The organism is Paenibacillus sp. Z3-2, from assembly GCF_054161325.1.
The window spans coordinates 4,944,332-4,962,630 of sequence record NZ_CP096397.1 but is presented as its reverse complement, the minus strand read 5'-3'; the positions used below and the strand labels follow the sequence as shown (position 1 = coordinate 4,962,630).

The following is an 18,299-nucleotide window of genomic DNA, read 5'->3' as shown; positions in this document are numbered from 1 at the left end:
CATGGCTGGAATCATTCTGGAAATGAAGAACATCACCAAAACCTTTCCTGGCGTCAAAGCGCTGGAAAATGTCAATCTGAAAGTCCGGGAAGGCGAAATTCATTCCATATGTGGTGAGAATGGCGCAGGTAAATCTACGTTGATGAAGGTGCTGAGCGGTGTATATCCAAATGGCACGTATGAAGGCGATATTTTATTTCAGGGCAAAAAATGTGAGTTCAAGGATATCAAGCAAAGCGAGGATCTGGGAATCGTCATTATCCATCAAGAGCTGGCTTTGATTCCCTACCTTTCGATCGCGGAAAATATATATCTGGGAAATGAACGTGCCAGCAGAGGAATCATCGACTGGAAGGAAACTTTTGTGGGTACACGGGAGCTACTCTTGAAGGTGGGGCTGAGCGAAAATCCAAACACGCTGGTATCCAGCATCGGCGTAGGCAAGCAGCAACTGGTCGAAATTGCGAAAGCGCTCTCCAAAAAGGTGCGGCTGCTTATTCTGGATGAACCAACTGCTGCGCTGAATGAGGACGACAGTGAAAATTTGCTGCAATTAATGCTGGAATTCAAGAAACAGGGCATCGCCTGTATCCTGATCTCGCACAAGCTGAATGAGGTATCCAAGGTATCCGATTCCGTGACCATTTTACGGGACGGCAAAACGATTGAGACGTTGGATATGAAAAAGGAAAAAGTGACGGAGGACCGGATTATTAGCGGGATGGTAGGACGTGATCTCACCAGCCGATATCCGGAGCGTCATGCCACCATAGGGGAAATCATCCTTGAGGTAAAGGACTGGACGGTATATCACGAACATCATGCCGAGCGAAAAGTACTGGATCAGATCCATATGAATATCAGACGTGGTGAGATTGTAGGGATTGCCGGGCTGATGGGCGCTGGGCGTACCGAGCTTGCCATGAGTATCTTTGGCAAATCCTATGGCCGGAATATTTCGGGACAGCTCATCAAGGATGGTAAACCGATCCACAACAATACCGTCACAGAGGCCATTCAGAATGGGTTTGCTTATGTGACAGAAGACCGCAAGGAATACGGACTCATTCTGATGGATGACATCAAGCGCAATATTTCCTTAACGGGTCTGAGCAAGTTGACGCGAAACGCGGTAGTGAACGAGCGCGAAGAAGTACTGGTAGCGGAAGAGATGAAGAAAAGCATGAATATCAAAGCACCAAGTATTTTGCAGAAGACCGGCAATCTGAGTGGTGGTAACCAGCAAAAAGTGGTGCTCAGCAAATGGATTTTTGCCGGACCGGATATTCTTATCCTGGATGAACCCACCCGCGGTATTGATGTGGGAGCGAAATTCGAAATCTATACCATCATTCATCGGCTTGCTGCTGAGGGCAAGGGCGTACTGGTAATCTCATCCGAGCTTCCGGAGGTTCTTGGCCTGTGTGACCGGATCTATGTGATGAATGCCGGGCGAATCACCGGTGAAGTCAGCCGGGAGCAAGCATCGCAGGAAACGTTGATGAGATATATGACCAAGTCTGGAGGCGGCAAGCATGGAAATGATAACAAAACTGTTCAAAAGTAATATCCGTCAATACGGCATGATTATTGCCCTGGTAGTGATTATGCTCTTGTTCGAGGTACTGACAGGCGGGCTGTTGCTCAAGCCGATTAATATTACGAATCTGATCTTGCAGAACAGCTACATTTTGGTGCTGGCAATCGGAATGGTGCTGGTCATTATTACCGGGCATATTGACCTGTCTGTCGGTTCCATTGCAGCCTTTGTCGGTGCCGTTGCCGCGATTATGATGGTTGATTGGCAGCTTCCGGCTTGGCTTGCGGTCATCGCTTCCTTGCTGGTTGGTGCTTTGATCGGTGCATGGCAAGGCTTCTGGATCGCCTATGTGCGAATTCCGGCATTTATCGTGACGCTGGCAGGTATGTTGCTGTTCCGCGGCTTGACGATGATCGTGCTGGAGGGGCAGTCCATCTCTCCTTTTCCGGGTGGATTCCAGAAAATAAGCTCGGGCTTCCTGGCGGACATTCAATTCTCAGGTTTCGGTCTGGTATCCATTATTGTGGGTCTTGTGCTCACCGTCTGGTACATCGTTAATGAACTGCGGGAACGCCGCTCCCAGCGAAAATATGGATTTGAGGTCGTATCACAGGGGCTGTTTCTGCTCAAGCTGATTGTAGTGGCTGTCGTGACGAATCTGTTTACGTTTGTCCTCGCAAGTTATGCGGGTATTCCGAATATCCTGGTCCTGCTGTTTGTCTTGATCGTCGTGTATTCCTTCGTGATGAATCGTACCGTCATGGGACGTCATGTGTATGCGCTTGGAGGTAATGAGAAGGCCGCAGGTCTGTCCGGAGTCAAAACGAAAAAGGTAACCTTCTGGGTTTTCGTGAACATGGGTACACTTGCCGCAGTATCCGGGTTGATCTTCGCCGCACGTCTGAATGCTGCTACGCCAAGGGCGGGTACCAACTTCGAGCTGGATGCCATTGCGGCCTGTTTCATCGGTGGTGCTTCCGCTTCAGGGGGCATAGGTACGGTATTTGGTGCTATTATCGGTGGTTTGGTAATGGGTGTGCTGAATAACGGGATGTCCTTGATTGGCCTCGGCATTGACTGGCAGCAGGGGATTAAGGGATTGGTTTTACTGCTGGCTGTAGCGTTTGATATCTATAATAAAAATAAAAGATCTGCGTAGCACTTGATAAAATGAAAAAACAGACCATGATCTCAGGATCAGGTCTGTTTTGCTGTGTGCCCAACTTATTTACATCAAGGCATCGAGGAAACGTGTGGCGATCCCAAAATAGATAAACAGGGACAAGATATCATTCAATGTGGTGATTAACGGGCCAGAGGCGACAGCAGGGTCGACTTTGAAACGACTAAGTAGAAGCGGGATGCATGTACCGGTCAGTGTACCAATGACCAGAGTGAGGAACAGAGACACCCCGATAATGGCGCCCAGTAGCCAGTCCCCTTGCCAGAAATAAGCAATGACGGTGATCAGTAATCCGCATACCAAGCCAATCATCGTGCCTACTTTGATCTCCCGACCAATCAGTGCGAGTACGGTGGCTTTGTCGAGCTTGCGCCCGATCAGTCCACGTACCACAACAGCCAGAGATTGCGTTCCTGTGTTCCCCGTCATACCCGCGATCATCGGCATGAAGAATGCCAGTGCCACAACCTGATTCAGTGTATCCTCGAAGAAATCCACGATACTTCCCGAGATTAGTCCAATCAAGAGAAGCAATATGAGCCAGGGAAGCCTGCGTCTGACGGCAACGAGTGGTTTGGTATCAAAGTCGATATCTTTACCACCACCACCCATCTTGGCCAAATCTTCACTGGCTTCATCCATAATAATATCAATGACATCATCCATCTGAATGATACCGCATAGCCTGTGATTCTCATCCACCACCGGAAGCGCATTGAACTCATAACGCTGCAGAAGCTGTGCCGCTTCTTCCTGGTCCATATCCACTGTTGCATGAATCACCCGCCGGGTCATCAGTTCTTCAACCTGGGTCTTGTCGGCAGCCAAGGCAAGAGATCGATAACTCACGACACCGACCAGTTTGCCTTCATCATCGGTCACATAGAGGTAACTGGAGGCGGAGATATGCATGGTACCTTGGGATTGCCGTAGGGCTTCCTTCGCTGTCTCATGAGAGAGCAGGGTCCGGTACCGATCTGTCATGATGCGTCCTGCTGTCTCCGGTGGATAACTAAGCACGGATCGGATAATGGCAGAGTGATCCAGGTTCATGTTGGACAGCAATTCTTCTCTGCGTTTGGCAGGCAAATCGTGCATGAACCGGATCAGATCACTTTTGTCCATCTGCTGCATGACTTCAAGCGTTCGTTCCGGCCCGAGTCGTTCAAACAGCTGAATCTGTTCGTGCAGCTTCAAGGTCTCGGCGAGATCCGCAAGGGCATCGGGTTTGAACAGGAGCAGAAACCGATTGGTTTCTTCTTCAGGGAACTTTTTATATACAAGTGATAGGTCGTAGGGATGCAGTTCTTTCACCAATTTATAAAAATCGGGCAGGTTCCCAGATTGCACATATTGTACGAGTTGTCCGGTGATCTCTTCAACAGAAAAATCTTTCCTGGAATCAGATTCTTTCATATCGACACTCCTTTCTAAACGGTTAGCTTCATATTTTTAAACGGAATGGGTTAGCGGTTAAACAATGAATGGAAAATACAGAGTACCAAAATGATATTGTAATCTTGCTCAAACATTCGATATGGGCTTACAAACAGTCGCTGCAAGGATATACTTGTTGTACAGCAACAAAAGAGGAGGACATGTGCGAGTGGAAGCAGATATCAGAACACAATTGCTCAGCCTGGCTGAGCCGGAATATCAGAAATTCTCAGCTGCGCTCATTCCTAATATCACCAATGTACTAGGTGTGAGATTGCCGGCTTTACGGAAGATTGCCAAACAGATTGCTGCCGGGGACTGGCGCATGTATCTGGAGACGGCAGACGATGAATACTTTGAAGAAGTGATGCTGCAAGCGATGGTGATTGGACATGTACAGGCCGATCTGGACGAACTGCTGAAGGCCATTGAAGCATTTGTACCGAAGATCGACAATTGGTCGGTGTGCGACAGCTTCTGTGCAGGACTGAAATATACGAAGGTGCATTCGGAGCCAATGTGGTCGTTTTTGCAGCCCTATCTGAGATCAGATCAGGAATATGAAATCCGGTTTGGCGTGGTGATGCTGTTGAATTTTTATCTGGATGAGCGATATATCGATCAGGTTCTAACTGCATTGGATCAGATCCGGCACGAGGCGTATTATGTGAAAATGGCAGTCGCCTGGGCCATCTCGATGGCTTATGTGAAACAACCTGAAGTGACCATGCGTTATCTAAAGCATAATACCCTGGACGATTTTACGTATAATAAGGCACTTCAGAAAATCACGGAATCTTATCGCGTGGATCCGGAGAACAAGCAGATCATCCGCAGTATGAAACGAAAGGTGAAGAAGCAGGCTACCTCCTAGCATTAAGCATTCCACCGGGAAGAGGGCGATAAACGGATGAGAAAAAAGTTGATGTACACCACGATGCAGTTGGACGGTCGTCCATGGGTGCTGCTGGCTACGGAACAAGGATTGTGCCGAGTGGTCATGCCCAATGAAACGCTGGAGGACTGGAGCGGTTGGATACAGAAAGTTGCACCTGGTGTGGAACTGGAAGAGAACGAGGATGCTCTGAAACGAACAGGTATGATGGACTGGCTGCAGTCCTATTTTGCAGGGGAAACCATGGCTCATACAGATGCAATCCCACTGGACTTGATCGGAACGAACTTCCAGCAGGAGGTATGGAGAGAGCTAGGGCGTGTGCCTTACGGAGAAATTCGGACCTATGGTGACATCGCCGCTGCGATTGGAAGACCATCGGCTGTGCGAGCGGTTGGGGCTGCAAATGGAGCCAATCCGATTCCGGTTTTGTTACCATGCCACCGGATTATCGGAGCTAATCGCAAGCTGACCGGATTCCGTGGAGGCCTGGAGATGAAGCGCAGACTACTGGATATCGAACAGATTGAAGGCGTGACCGATGGAGGGCATGCGCGGTTTCATTTTTAATGCAGGCACTTCATTGTGCCTGTTTTTTGCATGTATTAAGGTAGCGTAATACAAACGATCCGCGTATGGAACACCAACGTTTTACGTATTTTTGCCCTGTGAAACCGTATGGTACCATGAATCATAGATCAATCGGTATCCGGGGTACGTAATGCCGGGTGAGAAAAGAGGGATGACATTATGAAGCAGGCCTACTGGTTAACCAATGTGACTTTGGAACGGAGTTATGTTCGGGAAGGGGAACAGGTGACGGGGACACGGACAAGCCTTGCTCATCTACGGATTGAAGATGGAGTGATCGCGGAGATTGTGGAAGGAAACGACCCGCTGTCTAGCGATCTACGACAAGTAAATGGCAAGGGACTTTTGCTGCTGCCTTCGTTCGAGGAGGCACATATTCATCTGGATAAAACGTACTACGATGGGCCGTGGACAGCGGTTAAGCGAATCTCAAGCATTTTCGAACGTATTGAAGAAGAGAAGGTTCTGTTGCCAAAGCTGCTACCAGATGCGAAGCGTCAAGCGGAAAGTATTCTGACCTTGATCCAGGGGTATGGCTCCACTCATGTACGTAGTCATTGTAATATAGAACCGGTCAGTGGATTGAAAAGACTGGAAGCGACGCGGCAGGCTCTGGATTCATTTTCGGGTAAAATCTCTTCGGAAATCGTGGCTTTTCCGCAACATGGACTACTTCGCTCCAATTCAGTGGAGCTTATGGGCCAAGCTATGAAGGAAGGTGCAACGCATGTGGGTGGACTTGATCCTCATACTGTGGACGAGCAGATCGAGAAATCACTGAACACCATGGTTGAACTGGCCGTTCAGCACCAGGCGGGCATAGATATTCATCTGCATGATGGCGGACAGGCGGGCAAACAAACGTTGCTGGAACTCGCGAATCTGACCGAAACAGCAGGGCTTCAGGGCAAAGTTACCGTGAGTCATGCGTTCTGGTTCGCCCGCGCAGAGCAGCAGGAAGCAGAAGATATGGCGCAGCGAATGGCTTCGCTGGGGATGAGCATTGCCTCCACGGTCCCCATTGGCAGAACGATGATGCCTCTTCCCATGCTCCACCGTATGGGCGTGAATGTGAAGCTGGCAACAGACAGCCTGACGGATCATTGGTCTCCTTTTGGTAATGGAGATCTGCTTGAGAAAGCAGGACGCTTCGCAGAACTGTACGGATATAGCGATGAATGGTCCTTGTCTCAATCTTTGGCATGGGTAACAGGTGGTATCACACCGCTGGATTCGCAAGGGCAGCAGGTATGGCCGAGAGTAGGAGATACTGCGAACTTTGTATTGGTGCATGCAAGTTGTTCGGCGGAAGCCGTTGCTCGGCGATCTGCGCGGCAGGCCGTATGGTACAAGGGGCAATTAGTGAGCGGATCGATATCGGATTGAGGAAAATAGAGCGTCTAGAGCCACGGGAAACCGTGGCTTTTTGGCATGGGAGAAAAAGAGGAAGGAACTGTTCGCATATACCACATTTTGGGTTATGATGGACGTAGTTAATGAAGGGGAAATTCCAATGAAGATTGAATATGCAACGGAAGCCGACTACGAATATATCCTGGAGAGAGATCGGCATGTCCATCAGCCACTTGTGAAAACGAAGATGAGTGAGAAAGAAATATTCATCCTATGGGATGAGGGGGCAAGAGTTGTGATGGATGAGGCACGGGTACTTTTGGGACAACATTCCCTTCAAGAAAATCTAGTAAATAAGCTGCAAGGAGAGATGATTGTGGATGTAAAGCAAGAGAGAAGTGATTGCCAGTAAATTAGGCTATCGCATGTTCCGCATAACATTGCGGCTAACTCGTTATATAAGCATTGCGGATTTCAGGACTTGGGTGAATTCGAGGACAACGGTGATATCATTTTAAGTTATCAGATGAGGTAATGGGGGAGAATTTGATGATAAGAGAGGCAGAAGCTAGGGATGTAACGGTTATTGAAAGGTTGTATAAAGAATTATTGCCGAACAACTTAAACACAAAAGTACTAGCAGAGCGCATTGAAGAAGTTCGGAATAACCCAAACAGTTTCTTGTTCGTGTATGAACTAGGTGATCAGGTGATCGGCACGGCTCATTTACATATTTGTCTGGATGCTTTGGTGGAAAATAGACCATTCGGCGTAGTTGAGCGGGTTATCATTACGGAACATGTGCAGAGCAAGGGATATGGATCTGAATTGATGAAACATATAGAGCATGTGTGTGTACAGAAAAATTGTATAAAGGTGTTTCTAACCAGCGGATCATCCAGAAAAGAAGCACATCACTTTTATACGAAACTGGGGTATAACGGAGAATCCAGCAAGGCCTTTAAAAAGTATTTATAACATTCATCAGGGAAAAGGAAGTAGAAAGAGCAAAATGAAAGATAACAAACATCCGGTTCAAGATCTCCGACTTATCGTTACCTTGCTCGTGGCTACTTTATGTTGTCTAGGTGTTGTTATGTATTTACGTGCTCAAACAGATACGAATATGTATCGCTTTTTAAGCTGGGATATGTTCCTGGCATGGGTACCATTCATCATCTCATCTTGCATTAGATACATATTCAATAAGAAATTAACAACGAGCGTTATATGTATGGGGCTGATGTGTGCAGTTTGGCTATTTTTTCTGCCGAATTCAGCCTATCTTTTTACAGAGATCCTGCACTCATTCAGATATTTCGATGCTCAAGGGGAAACCAGATTCTGGGCCAATATTGATTTTTGGTATAGTCTTACTCTGACGTTTGCTGTAGCGATAATAGGATTGCTTCTCTCGACTTGTTCGATTATTCAAATCCATGGCATGTTAAACAAATTAGTCAATAAGTACATTAGCATGATGGTTATAGGCGTTATTTTGCTCTTAAGCAGTATAGGAGTCTACATTGGAAGATTTAATCGGTGGAATTCGTGGGATGTGTTGTCGAGGCCTGGGAAGATCTTTGTGGATCTTGTAAATGATTTCTATGCAGCGAATAGCATGATGGTTGAGTTTGTGGCTATCGTATTTACAGTTCAAGTTTTTGGATACGTTATTGTGTCCTTGCTAACCGCAAGGTCTGGCAACTAATCTCCATTTGATTACAATTTTATAAAAACAACGCCAGAGCTTGCATACCTGACTTTCGTATTTTGAGAATCCGTTTAAGGACATGTTGGATTTGTTCGAACATTTGGAGGCACAGAAAGTGTTAATTCATGTTCACGGGGTGGAATATCTAAAGGTTCTTTAATTGGTACAATTAATTAAAATTGAGGAGGAATGACGTATGGGTTTAACCGAGTGGTCCACAGATATTCTTCAATATGATCTTTCGGATGAATATTCGCTTCGAATGGCTGAGCCTGCGGAGTGGGGCGTATATTGTTCCGTTTATTATAATATGCGTTATGTTGGCTTTTTTAGGGAAGAAGAATTCAGTTCCTCGAAGAGTAACGCTTATTGGATCTACAAGGAAGAATGCAAAATAGGCGGGGTACGAATGGAGCCTAACCAGATTTATCATTTGTTCTTTATACCACCATTCCAACATTCATTTGAGGTACTCAAGCTTCTAAGAAATATGTTAATGCAATGGTCAGATCGTACAAAACGTATACAGACATTTGAAGTTCTTCCAGACCAAGTGGATCTATACGCAAGAGCTGGATTCTGGCCAGTGGAGTTCAGATGTCGCTGGATGCAGCGGCCTACAGATCATTTTGAGATCGAGTGGGACAGCAGAGTAACTGTAAAGAGTCTGGAAATTATCGAAGATGAATCGGGTACCCGAAAGTATATGAATGAGGCTGAAATTGCTCAATGTGATCTGGATAGTTTTGCAGGAAGTCTTGAAGCTACACGAAGAAATAAGACCTCCCTTGCGGATTTTATACCTGACGAAGATCCCAATTATACGAATGAGATTCTTACTCAGGCATCTACACTTGTATACGATAAGGAAACGGGGCAGCTTATTGCCAACTGTCGCCTTTGTCTGCAAGACAATCAGGCTGCCGTATATAGCATAGGGGTTCGTCCGGCATTTAGAGGAAGAGGGCTTGCTACACAGATGTTACAGAGAGCATTGAATGCGCTTAAGGGTGAGTATCCCGTTCTGCGATTGTATGTAATGCAGGGAAATGATGCCGAGTCCGTATATCTGAATATGGGATTTATTCCGGGCGTACAGGAGATTCAGACAATGTATATTCCAGAGGAGGAATCACAATGAAGGTTGCCATCTTAACCGATATTCATGGGAATGTTCCTGCGCTTCAAGCGGTATTAGCTGATATCGATTCCAGAGTGGATGTTGAGCATACATTTTGTTTGGGAGATATGATTGGCATCGGCCCTTACTCCAATGAAGTGATTGAGATGTTATACAGTCGTGAAAATATGATAGCGATCTCAGGGAATCACGAAGAGGCCGTATTGAGTTTGCTTCAAAATAAGGGTCCATTAGAAGGGCACAAAGGCATGGCTGAGCATCATGAATGGATTGGTCAGCATTTGAGTGCAGAATCGATCAAGAGAATACAAGCTCTACCGAAATTCGTTGAAAAAGAGGTCGAAGGATATCGGTTTCTTTTGACTCACTATCATATGAACAACGACAAGCTGGATGTCATCGATAAAGAATCATCCGGAACCAAATTGGACGCAAGGTATCAGGATACGAACTATGATTTGGTTTGTTTTGGTCATCATCACATTCTTCATTATTATAGAACAGATCAACGAATCTATATGAATCCGGGAGCTTTAGGCTGTAACGATCTTGCCATTGCCAGATACGGGATCGTGGATCTCCAAGTGGGCAAACTGGATGTGAAATTCATTGGCGTTCCATATGACAACAGGGAGTATCTGCAATCGTATGAACGGTTGAACGTTCCAGATCGGGCTTTTATTTTGAAAGCATTCCATGGAAATCAGTTGGAGAGAGAGGGTATATAGGGGACAGTAAACGTTCGTAGTAATGTGCTGCTTCAGAAAGGAGAGATGTATGTGGGGATGATCATTATGTTGGTGGTGTATCTGTTTCTCGGTATTTATGTCGTGAAAATTGGAATAGATAACTCAAAAAGTAGCCAACACACAAAAGAAATATTATCAGAGTTAAGAGAAATTAAGGACCTGTTGAAAGAGCAAAGGTGAAGAGGAGGGATGACTATGATACACGATTTACAAGGTGAAGTCGATATGTCACCAGTTGTGGGGATGTTATTTTCCGCAGTAACAGAGAACGGCCAACGACTTAAATCGATTACAGAGGGGATGTCGCAAGAAGAGGTAGATTACAAAGGGGTAGAGAACCAGTTTAATAGTGTAGCTCAATTAATACGACATATTATGTTTGTTGATTTGAATTGGGTCTACAGAATAAAGGGAGCTGTCCTTCCTCAGCCATTAATAGAGCAATATGGTCCCATGATCGATGAAAATAATAGACTTCCGCTGGTTCAAGGCTTGTCACGTGACACACTTATCTCTCAATATGAGGGTGTATTAACACTTCTGAAAGAAACATGTGCACATTTAGCAGATTCTGATCTAGATCGAGTAGTTACTTTTGGGCATCAGAATGAAAAGCAAGCTACAATACGTTGGGGATTATGGCATATGGCTGACCATAACCGTTATCATCAAGCTCATATTAATCAGCTAAGAAAGTGGTTCCAGACACAAAATGATTGCTAACACATAGACAGGTCAATCTTCTAATGCCAGATCTGAATTATATCACCTCCTACCCTTTGCAGTTACTTCAGATCTGGAGAAATATAATGTTTTTGAGAAAATCGAGTTAATCGATTAGATGAGAAAATTAACTCAATACACGAATAACAATATCCTGATCATGATTACCAAAACCGGAACCATAGATCGTTAAACCACCTACGTTAGGGCTTTCCTCGTCAACTGTGAAACGTAGCGTCCAAAACGGCTCGCTAAGCTTAATATCCGCGAGTCTGATGTCCGACATCTGCTCACCATCCATATAGGTACCAGAGGCATCAATGCGAATGGTCTTCAATAATCCATACTGATTCACATTGCGATGCCACCATTCTGGTGTATATTTGCCTCGCGCTGCTCTGCCAAAGTCGGCAGGGCTTGTCCACGTTCCGAGAGAAACGCCATTGAAGGTGAATCGAATATCCGAAGGCCAATGATCCCGCAATCCCGGAGCTTCAGACGCCAGTTCCATCGAAATCTCAATAGCATCGGTTGTCTGGTCAGGAAGTACAAAATTTGGTGTTTTATATTCAACATAGCCTTTCCCAAACCACAAGATAGCGGCGTGTACACGTTCGGGATCAAGGAAGTAACGCGGATCGTCCCATACGCCGATTTCTTTCTCAAGTGTTCCTAGCCCACAGGTAGGGTGAATATCAAAAGCAGTGTAGTGTCCGACAGATATCGTCTGCTCTTTGGTTCGTGAAGTTCGGCTTGCGGATGGCAGCTCGACCTCAATCTGATTTTGCTTGAGGTAACATAACTTGTGTGTTCCTCCGTTGATCCGAACTCGTCTGCTTCCAATTAGCCCCGCATCCTCCAGTTTGCGAATATGCATCGTGACAATGGAGGGGCTAAGCTCTAATGCTGCCGCAATATCCTTCACATTCTTCTCGCGATCTGCAATCATATCCATGATTCTCCATCTGACTTCGCTTGCTAGCGCCTCATATAAAGGAAGGAACTGGGGCTCTCCATTTGCTTTGATCATCTGTACAACTCCCTACCCTTAATCTATAAAATCACATATATATTAATTTAATAAAATTAGCTCCAAGATGCAATCCAGATTCATTGCAAGTTTACACCTAATAGTGTTTAATTTTTTTAGTTGTTACGAAGTTGAATTCTTATATTTATGAATTTTATAATAAGAGGTGGAGTGGAGTAATGAAATACAATAACCCTGTTGTAAAAGGTTTCTATCCAGACCCTAGTGTGATTAAGGTGCACGATACATACTATATGGTGTGCAGTTCTTTTCAATACTTTCCGGGCGTACCGCTATTTGAAAGCAAGGATCTGCTGAATTGGAAGCAGATTGGTCACTGCCTGACTCGTAAAAGCCAGATTCAGCTCGAGACGGTGAACAGTTCCGGGGGTGTATTTGCCCCAACCATCAGGCACAATGACGGGCGTTTCTACATGGTGACAACGAATGATACGACGCATCAGAATTTCTATGTATGGACGGACGATATCTACGGAGAATGGTCTGAGCCTATCTATGTGGATCAAGGCGGGATTGATCCGGATTTGTATTTTGAAGATGGGAAGACCTTGTTTATGAGTAATGGGGTGGATGATGAAGGCGTTGGCGGAATTGTCCAGTGTGAGATTGAGATTGAAACGGGCCGCAAACTTAGCCCAAGTCGGTCGATATGGAATGGGACAGGTGGACGATATCTGGAAAGCCCGCATCTGTATAAAATAAATGGATACTACTACCTGCTTGCAGCTGAGGGCGGCACGGAGTATGGTCACATGGTTACGTATGCTCGGGGAACTTCTTCTTCGGGACCGTTCGAAGCCTATGCGCACAATCCGGTTTTAACTAACCGCAATCTAGGTGGATATGAGTTACAGGGTGTGGGTCATGGTGACCTGGTTGAGGATGATCTGGGGAACTGGTGGCTCTTTCACTTGGGATTCCGGCAGATTGGCAGATGGGCTACGTACCATCATCTGGGCCGGGAGGTGTTCCTGACTCCGGTTACGTTTGGTGAAGACGGATGGTTTACAGCTGGGCATGAAGGCACGACGCTGACGAGTTTTGAGACCAATCGTATTCCGGGCACGGTGATCCAGCAGGATAAGAAGAATTATACGTTTGAAAATACCGACTGGAACCTCGACTGGTGTTATCTTCGTCATCCGAATACAGAGCATTATCAACTTGAGTCAGACAAACTTACGCTAAGAGGAACTGAAGTGACGCTGGACGTTCCGGCATCGCCGACGTTCATTGGGTTACGTCAAAAAGACTTTAATGCTACAATCTCTGTCGATGTCAGTCTAACGAACGGTGAAGCGGGTATCACGATCTACATGGATGAGAATCATCATTATGAAGTGGCAATTCGTCACGAGCAGGACGGCTATAAGGTGATCGAGCGTCTGAATATCGGTGATATCAAATCGATTGAACATGAAGTAGATCTAGGAAATAAACAGCATGCAACACTAGTCATCCGTTCAAGTCAGGAACGCTACAGCTTCCTGCTTCAAGCAGATGGTGAAGAGATTCTGCTGGGCTCGGCACAGACGAGATACCTTTCCTCGGAGGTGGCAGGAGGTTTTACAGGCGTACTTATTGGTTTATACGCGAGTGGGCAAGATGCTTCCGCTGAGTTTACAAATTTCAAATGTGAATATCATTAAGAAGTGAAGGGGAGGGCCTAATGGTCCTTCTCTTTTTTTTAATGTGTGTCAAAATATAGATATATTAATACACGCCAATAGAGAAGAGGTGTTTAGACTAGGAAGAAGCTCCTGTTATCTTTATCGCATCCTTTAAATAATCTAAATGTAACAAAAGGTCAAAAGAACTTGTTATTTAATTATATAGCTTGATTGAATATCTAAGGAGGAGTTGCATGGAGGATCAATGGAGAATTGCAAAGTATAATCCGGCATGGCGTGATTTGTTTCTCGAAACGGGTTCGAAATTAAGAGAAGCGTTAGGAGAAAAGGCTGTGCGGATCGATCATGTGGGGTCCACTTCAATTTTGGGAATAGACGCCAAACCCATCATAGATATACAAATATCTGTTTCCAATTATGAAAATTTATTGGACTACAAGCATGAGATCGAAACAGTCGGTTTTGTATTCAGAGCAGAAAATCCAGATAAGACTAAACGTTACTTTCGGGAAGAACCCGGAAGCAGAAGGATACATATACACGTTAGACAGGCAGGCAGTTTCTCCGAGCAGATGACCTTGCTGTTCAGAGACTATTTGAGGGGACATCCAGAAGATTGTATGAGATATGCAGAAGAAAAGCACAGACTCATGTCATTGTATAAGGATCAGCGTCCCAAGTATGTTGAAGGAAAAGGACCGACGGTGTGGAGCATATTACAGAGAGCGCATAGTTGGTCTCAAGAAATCGGTTGGCATCCGGCAAAATCTGACGCATAAGAACATCCAATGAATAGAGAAACCTTTATTGGAGTGATGAGATGAACATGGGAAGAAAGCTGATGACGACCGTTCTAACCATTATTTGTTTTACTTTAGCTGCAAGTATCCTATCGATGAATAAGTCCTACAGTTTTGATTTTTACATTGTTATTTATCTGGTATACGCGACTCCCCTGATCGTATTGATCGGGCTACCTTTATCGATATTGTTGGACTATCTGCTGAGCCGAATTCAATTCGTCAATCATGTGTCGTATCTAAGTACGAGGATAGTGGGCTATGCATGTGCTGGAGTTTTAGGTATGTATATTTATTATTTGCTCATGGGCGCTGGAGAAGAAATTCTGAATTTCAAAGAGACGTTAGTTCTGACCTTATTTGGTGTTCTTGCTGCTATCCTATTTGTACTGATTGATATAGGATTGGAAGTCTTGTTAAAAATGCGAGGAAGAAAGATTTGAATTAAATTGATTCGTCAGGAGGAAAGCAAGATGACAACGCATTGTGCACTTCTAATTATTGACGTACAGGTAGCGATGTTTGATGAGGCAGATCCTGTATATCAGGGGGAACAATTGCTTCAGAAGATCCAGATGTTAATTGCCAAGGCCCGTGAAGCAGGCCATTCCATCATATATATCCAGCACAGCGAAGAAGCAGGCAGTCCACTGGAACGAGGAACTCCGGGGTGGGCCATACATCCGTCCATCACACCGATTGCTGGTGACCTCGTGATTGAAAAGGAGACACCGGATTCGTTTCACGAAACCGATCTGCATCTGAAATTGCAAGAAAATGGTGTGACGGAGTTGATCCTCACGGGTATGCAGACCGAAGTATGTGTAGATACAACTTGCCGCAGAGCGTTCAGTCTGGGATATACAGTCAATCTGGTTCGAGATGCGCACAGTACATGGCATTCAAACGCGCTTCAAGCGGATCAGATTATACAGCATCACAATACGGTGCTGGGATTGTTTGCCAAAGTGGTGGATACGGAGAATGCCCTGTAATGCTAGGAAAACGTAGGCGATTCTGGTTTTTCATAGGTGCGGCAATCATGTTTCTGTATTTTCTAATCACGAGTAACCCTGATCCAAATAAGCCGATTTCGAGAAATCAAGTGATAAGCACAGAGATGAGCATAGTCGTGTACACTAGGACAGGCGACGGTGCAGGACACGTTAGGTTTGACAATGTTACGTTAAGTAAAGAAGACATTAGCCGTATAGTCGGCTGGCTGAATGTAGCCCCGGAATCAACCAAAATACCAGTAGATGATGTCACAGGAAGCATTAGTGCAGGCATTGCTTTGAGATTAAAGCATAATGCTGAAGTTACAATTCAATACAATCGGAAACAGATTATTGTAACCAGAAAAAGCAGATTTAATAGAAGTTCGAGATATATACTTGATCAAAAGTACTTAAGAGACTTTATGGATCAAAAGCTGGAGGGAACCTACTTTGGAGAAGATCCCGTCAGTGATGAGTAAGGGGAGAGGTATTGACGATTAACAGAAGAATAATGAATCTATCAGCCTGGCTTGCTGTGTTAGCTGTCATTATTATTCCCGGAAAAGCATACACGGAAGGGGCACCTTGAACAGAATATGGTTTCCCATTCCGGTTCTTCACGGATTATCACTATGCGAAGCCAGACGATACGATATGGTTTGTGTTTACAGTAAACATCAATATTCTTGAATACTTGTTGAATGTCCTGATTATTTATAACGTCATTTTATTTATGAAAAAGAGGATAAATCATTCAAGAGAGTAGACTAATCCTGATCCAATCGTTCTTGAAGCACAAATGAAAAGGGGTTTCAAATGGAAACATTTTTTCGTTATAACTGGATGGTACGTGAGCAATGGTATGTGTGGTGTGAAGATGTATCGCTTGAAGAATTGCTTCGGCCCCGCACAGGCGGAGTAGGCAACATATTACAAACGTTTTTTCATATCATTGATGTAGAGTGGAGCTGGCTTCAGTTGCTTCAGGGCAAACCGGATGATGCAGAAGATTTTGCAAACTACCAGAATCTTGAGGCGGTAAGGCGATTGGATCGCAAGTTACGTCCTGATGTGGAGGTATTTGTTACAGCTTGGGAGCCGAGTATGGAAAAAAGAGCTTATATTGATCAGCGCTCAGCTGGCAAGGTCGGTACAGATTCATGGGGAGAAGTCATGCGACATGTGATCGCCCATGAGATTCACCATATGGGACAGCTGTCCGTATGGTCCAGAGAATTGGGCAAGCAGCCGGTATCCGCCAATGTAATCGGCAAAGGCCTGATTATACCTGACTAACAGGGAGAGAGCGGTATGACATGAATGAATGGAGGAGAACGATGACCATTCAACTTAACCAGATAGATTGGATGCAACTGGATGAACGTGTCCAGCAGGTGATCGAACAGGAGCATCGGATCATTCCCTTGGTACCTGGACTGGAAGCGAGTGTGATGACAAACTGACACGGTTGGCTGAGCGATTAATGGAGGTCCACCATTATCCGGTGAATAAAGTGGGTGATGGAGAAGATAGAGAATATATATCGAGAACCGATTTTGTTAAATACTTTTTTCCTCAAATTGAATTACATAAAGATATTCATGAGCATCTCGCAAACCTGATTCAGCATGTCCAGATCAGACAGGACCATTTGATTCATGGCGATTATAATCTGGGAAATATTCTTGAAATGGACGGCCATTACACCATTATCGATTGGACCAATGGGCAATACGGCGATCCGAGGTACGATATGGCATGGTCTATTTTTTTGATCACCATCTATAATGGGGAAAGTTACGGTGAGATGTATCGCGCTCAATTTGCACGTTCTGTAAGTTATACGTACACGTTGGAAGAGGAGCAGGTTTTTGAAGCTATAGCTTGTCTTCGCTGGATTCTGTTAAAGCGCGTTGGGGATGTACCCATGGGGCCAAAAGTAATGGAACGGGTTCACAGCATGACTGTCTATAATCCATATTTGAATGAATATCTGCTGTGATTAGGAATAGTAAGACGACATTTTTGCAAATAAAATAAACAGCCTGTCCTAAACTAGCGTTCCTCGCATACCTATGATAATAGAGGAGCGTGATCGTTATAGAAGAAAAAGTGCAATCCTACTTTGAATTGAAGCAACAGCAAAAAAATATTGAGCAACAGTTGTCTGTGCTACGAGATGAGATTGTCGCGTATTGTGCGGAACAAGGTGTCTATGAGACACAGGTTGGGAATTACACGGTGAAGACGGTGCTTCAGCAACGTAAAGAATACGATGATCAGAAGTTGTATGCTGCTCTGCCTGACCCAGATATCTGGCGATTGTTGTCCAAGGTGGACAGCCATAAGCTGAAAAGTCTGATTAAACTTAACATTCTGTCCGAGGAGCAGATTAACCCGGCATGTACACTGAAACAGGTGACTTTATTACAGGTGGACAAGCTATAAAGCATAATACCATTTCCAAACCTGAGTTGAATTCAACGGAATATC

At 45.0% G+C, this 18,299-nt stretch carries 22 protein-coding genes; 20 read left to right on the top strand and 2 right to left on the bottom strand.

Annotated elements, in window-relative coordinates; genetic code table 11:
- Window position 1 precedes the first annotated feature (1 nt).
- Both mmsA and mmsB read left to right on the top strand, forming a co-directional pair.
- Entirely contained in the window at window positions 2-1,567 is a 1,566-nt protein-coding gene (gene mmsA, locus M1D71_RS22230) for a multiple monosaccharide ABC transporter ATP-binding protein (protein ID WP_458123719.1), read from the top strand.
- Entirely contained in the window at window positions 1,536-2,699 is a 1,164-nt protein-coding gene (mmsB, locus tag M1D71_RS22225; RefSeq protein WP_458123718.1) for a multiple monosaccharide ABC transporter permease, read from the top strand. The genes mmsA and mmsB overlap by 32 nt, the downstream gene beginning before the upstream one ends.
- Before the next feature lie 69 nt (window positions 2,700-2,768).
- Here mmsB and mgtE read toward each other — a convergent pair whose 3' ends face one another.
- A complete protein-coding gene (mgtE, locus tag M1D71_RS22220; protein WP_458123717.1) occupies window positions 2,769-4,139 on the bottom strand; it encodes a magnesium transporter in 1,371 nt (456 codons plus the stop codon).
- 190 nt (window positions 4,140-4,329) lie between these two features.
- Between mgtE and M1D71_RS22215 the strand changes: the two genes are divergently transcribed.
- The 9 genes from M1D71_RS22215 to M1D71_RS22175 all read left to right on the top strand — a co-directional run bounded on the left by M1D71_RS22215 (window position 4,330) and on the right by M1D71_RS22175 (window position 11,326).
- Window positions 4,330-5,034: a DNA alkylation repair protein gene (locus M1D71_RS22215; RefSeq protein ID WP_458123716.1), complete on the top strand. Its 705-nt coding sequence runs from the start codon at window positions 4,330-4,332 to the stop codon at window positions 5,032-5,034.
- 36 nt (window positions 5,035-5,070) lie between these two features.
- The gene (locus M1D71_RS22210; RefSeq protein ID WP_458123715.1) at window positions 5,071-5,625 is read left to right on the top strand and encodes a methylated-DNA--[protein]-cysteine S-methyltransferase; all 555 of its coding nucleotides are present in this window, start codon (window positions 5,071-5,073) and stop codon (window positions 5,623-5,625) included.
- A gap of 180 nt (window positions 5,626-5,805) precedes the next feature.
- Window positions 5,806-7,032, top strand: coding sequence for an amidohydrolase (locus M1D71_RS22205; protein WP_458123714.1), 1,227 nt, complete (start codon window positions 5,806-5,808; stop codon window positions 7,030-7,032).
- Window positions 7,033-7,159: 127 nt separating this feature from the next.
- On the top strand, window positions 7,160-7,411 hold the full coding sequence (locus M1D71_RS22200) for a hypothetical protein (protein WP_458123713.1): 252 nt from the start codon (window positions 7,160-7,162) through the stop codon (window positions 7,409-7,411).
- Window positions 7,412-7,548: 137 nt separating this feature from the next.
- Window positions 7,549-7,977, top strand: a complete 429-nt coding sequence (locus M1D71_RS22195; RefSeq protein ID WP_458123712.1) for a GNAT family N-acetyltransferase — start codon at window positions 7,549-7,551, stop codon at window positions 7,975-7,977.
- A 34-nt stretch (window positions 7,978-8,011) separates the two neighbouring features.
- Window positions 8,012-8,710 carry a DUF1361 domain-containing protein gene (locus tag M1D71_RS22190; protein ID WP_458123711.1) on the top strand — a complete coding sequence of 233 codons (699 nt, stop codon included), beginning with the start codon at window positions 8,012-8,014 and terminating at the stop codon, window positions 8,708-8,710.
- A gap of 199 nt (window positions 8,711-8,909) precedes the next feature.
- A complete protein-coding gene (locus tag M1D71_RS22185; RefSeq protein ID WP_458123710.1) occupies window positions 8,910-9,854 on the top strand; it encodes a GNAT family N-acetyltransferase in 945 nt (314 codons plus the stop codon).
- Window positions 9,851-10,582 (top strand): metallophosphoesterase family protein, encoded by a 732-nt coding sequence (locus M1D71_RS22180; protein WP_458123709.1) that lies wholly within the window; start codon window positions 9,851-9,853, stop codon window positions 10,580-10,582. The genes M1D71_RS22185 and M1D71_RS22180 overlap by 4 nt, the downstream gene beginning before the upstream one ends.
- A 216-nt stretch (window positions 10,583-10,798) precedes the next feature.
- Entirely contained in the window at window positions 10,799-11,326 is a 528-nt protein-coding gene (locus tag M1D71_RS22175; RefSeq protein WP_458123708.1) for a DinB family protein, read from the top strand.
- A 127-nt stretch (window positions 11,327-11,453) separates the two neighbouring features.
- On the opposite strand, the gene M1D71_RS22170 is transcribed toward M1D71_RS22175, so the two are convergent.
- The gene (locus M1D71_RS22170; protein WP_458123707.1) at window positions 11,454-12,356 is read right to left on the bottom strand and encodes an ArsR/SmtB family transcription factor; all 903 of its coding nucleotides are present in this window, start codon (window positions 12,354-12,356) and stop codon (window positions 11,454-11,456) included.
- A gap of 179 nt (window positions 12,357-12,535) precedes the next feature.
- Between M1D71_RS22170 and M1D71_RS22165 the strand changes: the two genes are divergently transcribed.
- From M1D71_RS22165 to M1D71_RS22125, 9 genes are all read left to right on the top strand, one after another.
- A complete protein-coding gene (locus M1D71_RS22165; RefSeq protein ID WP_458123706.1) occupies window positions 12,536-14,026 on the top strand; it encodes a glycoside hydrolase family 43 protein in 1,491 nt (496 codons plus the stop codon).
- A gap of 215 nt (window positions 14,027-14,241) precedes the next feature.
- Window positions 14,242-14,787, top strand: coding sequence for a GrpB family protein (locus tag M1D71_RS22160; protein WP_458123705.1), 546 nt, complete (start codon window positions 14,242-14,244; stop codon window positions 14,785-14,787).
- Window positions 14,788-14,828: 41 nt separating this feature from the next.
- Window positions 14,829-15,251, top strand: coding sequence for a hypothetical protein (locus M1D71_RS22155; RefSeq protein ID WP_458123704.1), 423 nt, complete (start codon window positions 14,829-14,831; stop codon window positions 15,249-15,251).
- A gap of 30 nt (window positions 15,252-15,281) precedes the next feature.
- Entirely contained in the window at window positions 15,282-15,803 is a 522-nt protein-coding gene (locus M1D71_RS22150) for a cysteine hydrolase family protein (RefSeq protein ID WP_458123703.1), read from the top strand.
- Entirely contained in the window at window positions 15,803-16,285 is a 483-nt protein-coding gene (locus tag M1D71_RS22145; protein ID WP_458123702.1) for a hypothetical protein, read from the top strand. The genes M1D71_RS22150 and M1D71_RS22145 overlap by 1 nt, the downstream gene beginning before the upstream one ends.
- Window positions 16,286-16,622: 337 nt before the next feature.
- Entirely contained in the window at window positions 16,623-17,102 is a 480-nt protein-coding gene (locus tag M1D71_RS22140; RefSeq protein ID WP_458123701.1) for a DinB family protein, read from the top strand.
- Between the two features lie 41 nt (window positions 17,103-17,143).
- Window positions 17,144-17,269, top strand: coding sequence for a hypothetical protein (locus tag M1D71_RS22135; protein WP_458123700.1), 126 nt, complete (start codon window positions 17,144-17,146; stop codon window positions 17,267-17,269).
- A gap of 41 nt (window positions 17,270-17,310) precedes the next feature.
- Window positions 17,311-17,808, top strand: a complete 498-nt coding sequence (locus tag M1D71_RS22130) for an aminoglycoside phosphotransferase family protein (protein WP_458123699.1) — start codon at window positions 17,311-17,313, stop codon at window positions 17,806-17,808.
- Between the two features lie 89 nt (window positions 17,809-17,897).
- Window positions 17,898-18,254 carry a hypothetical protein gene (locus M1D71_RS22125; protein WP_458123698.1) on the top strand — a complete coding sequence of 119 codons (357 nt, stop codon included), beginning with the start codon at window positions 17,898-17,900 and terminating at the stop codon, window positions 18,252-18,254.
- Window positions 18,255-18,299: the final 45 nt, after the last annotated feature.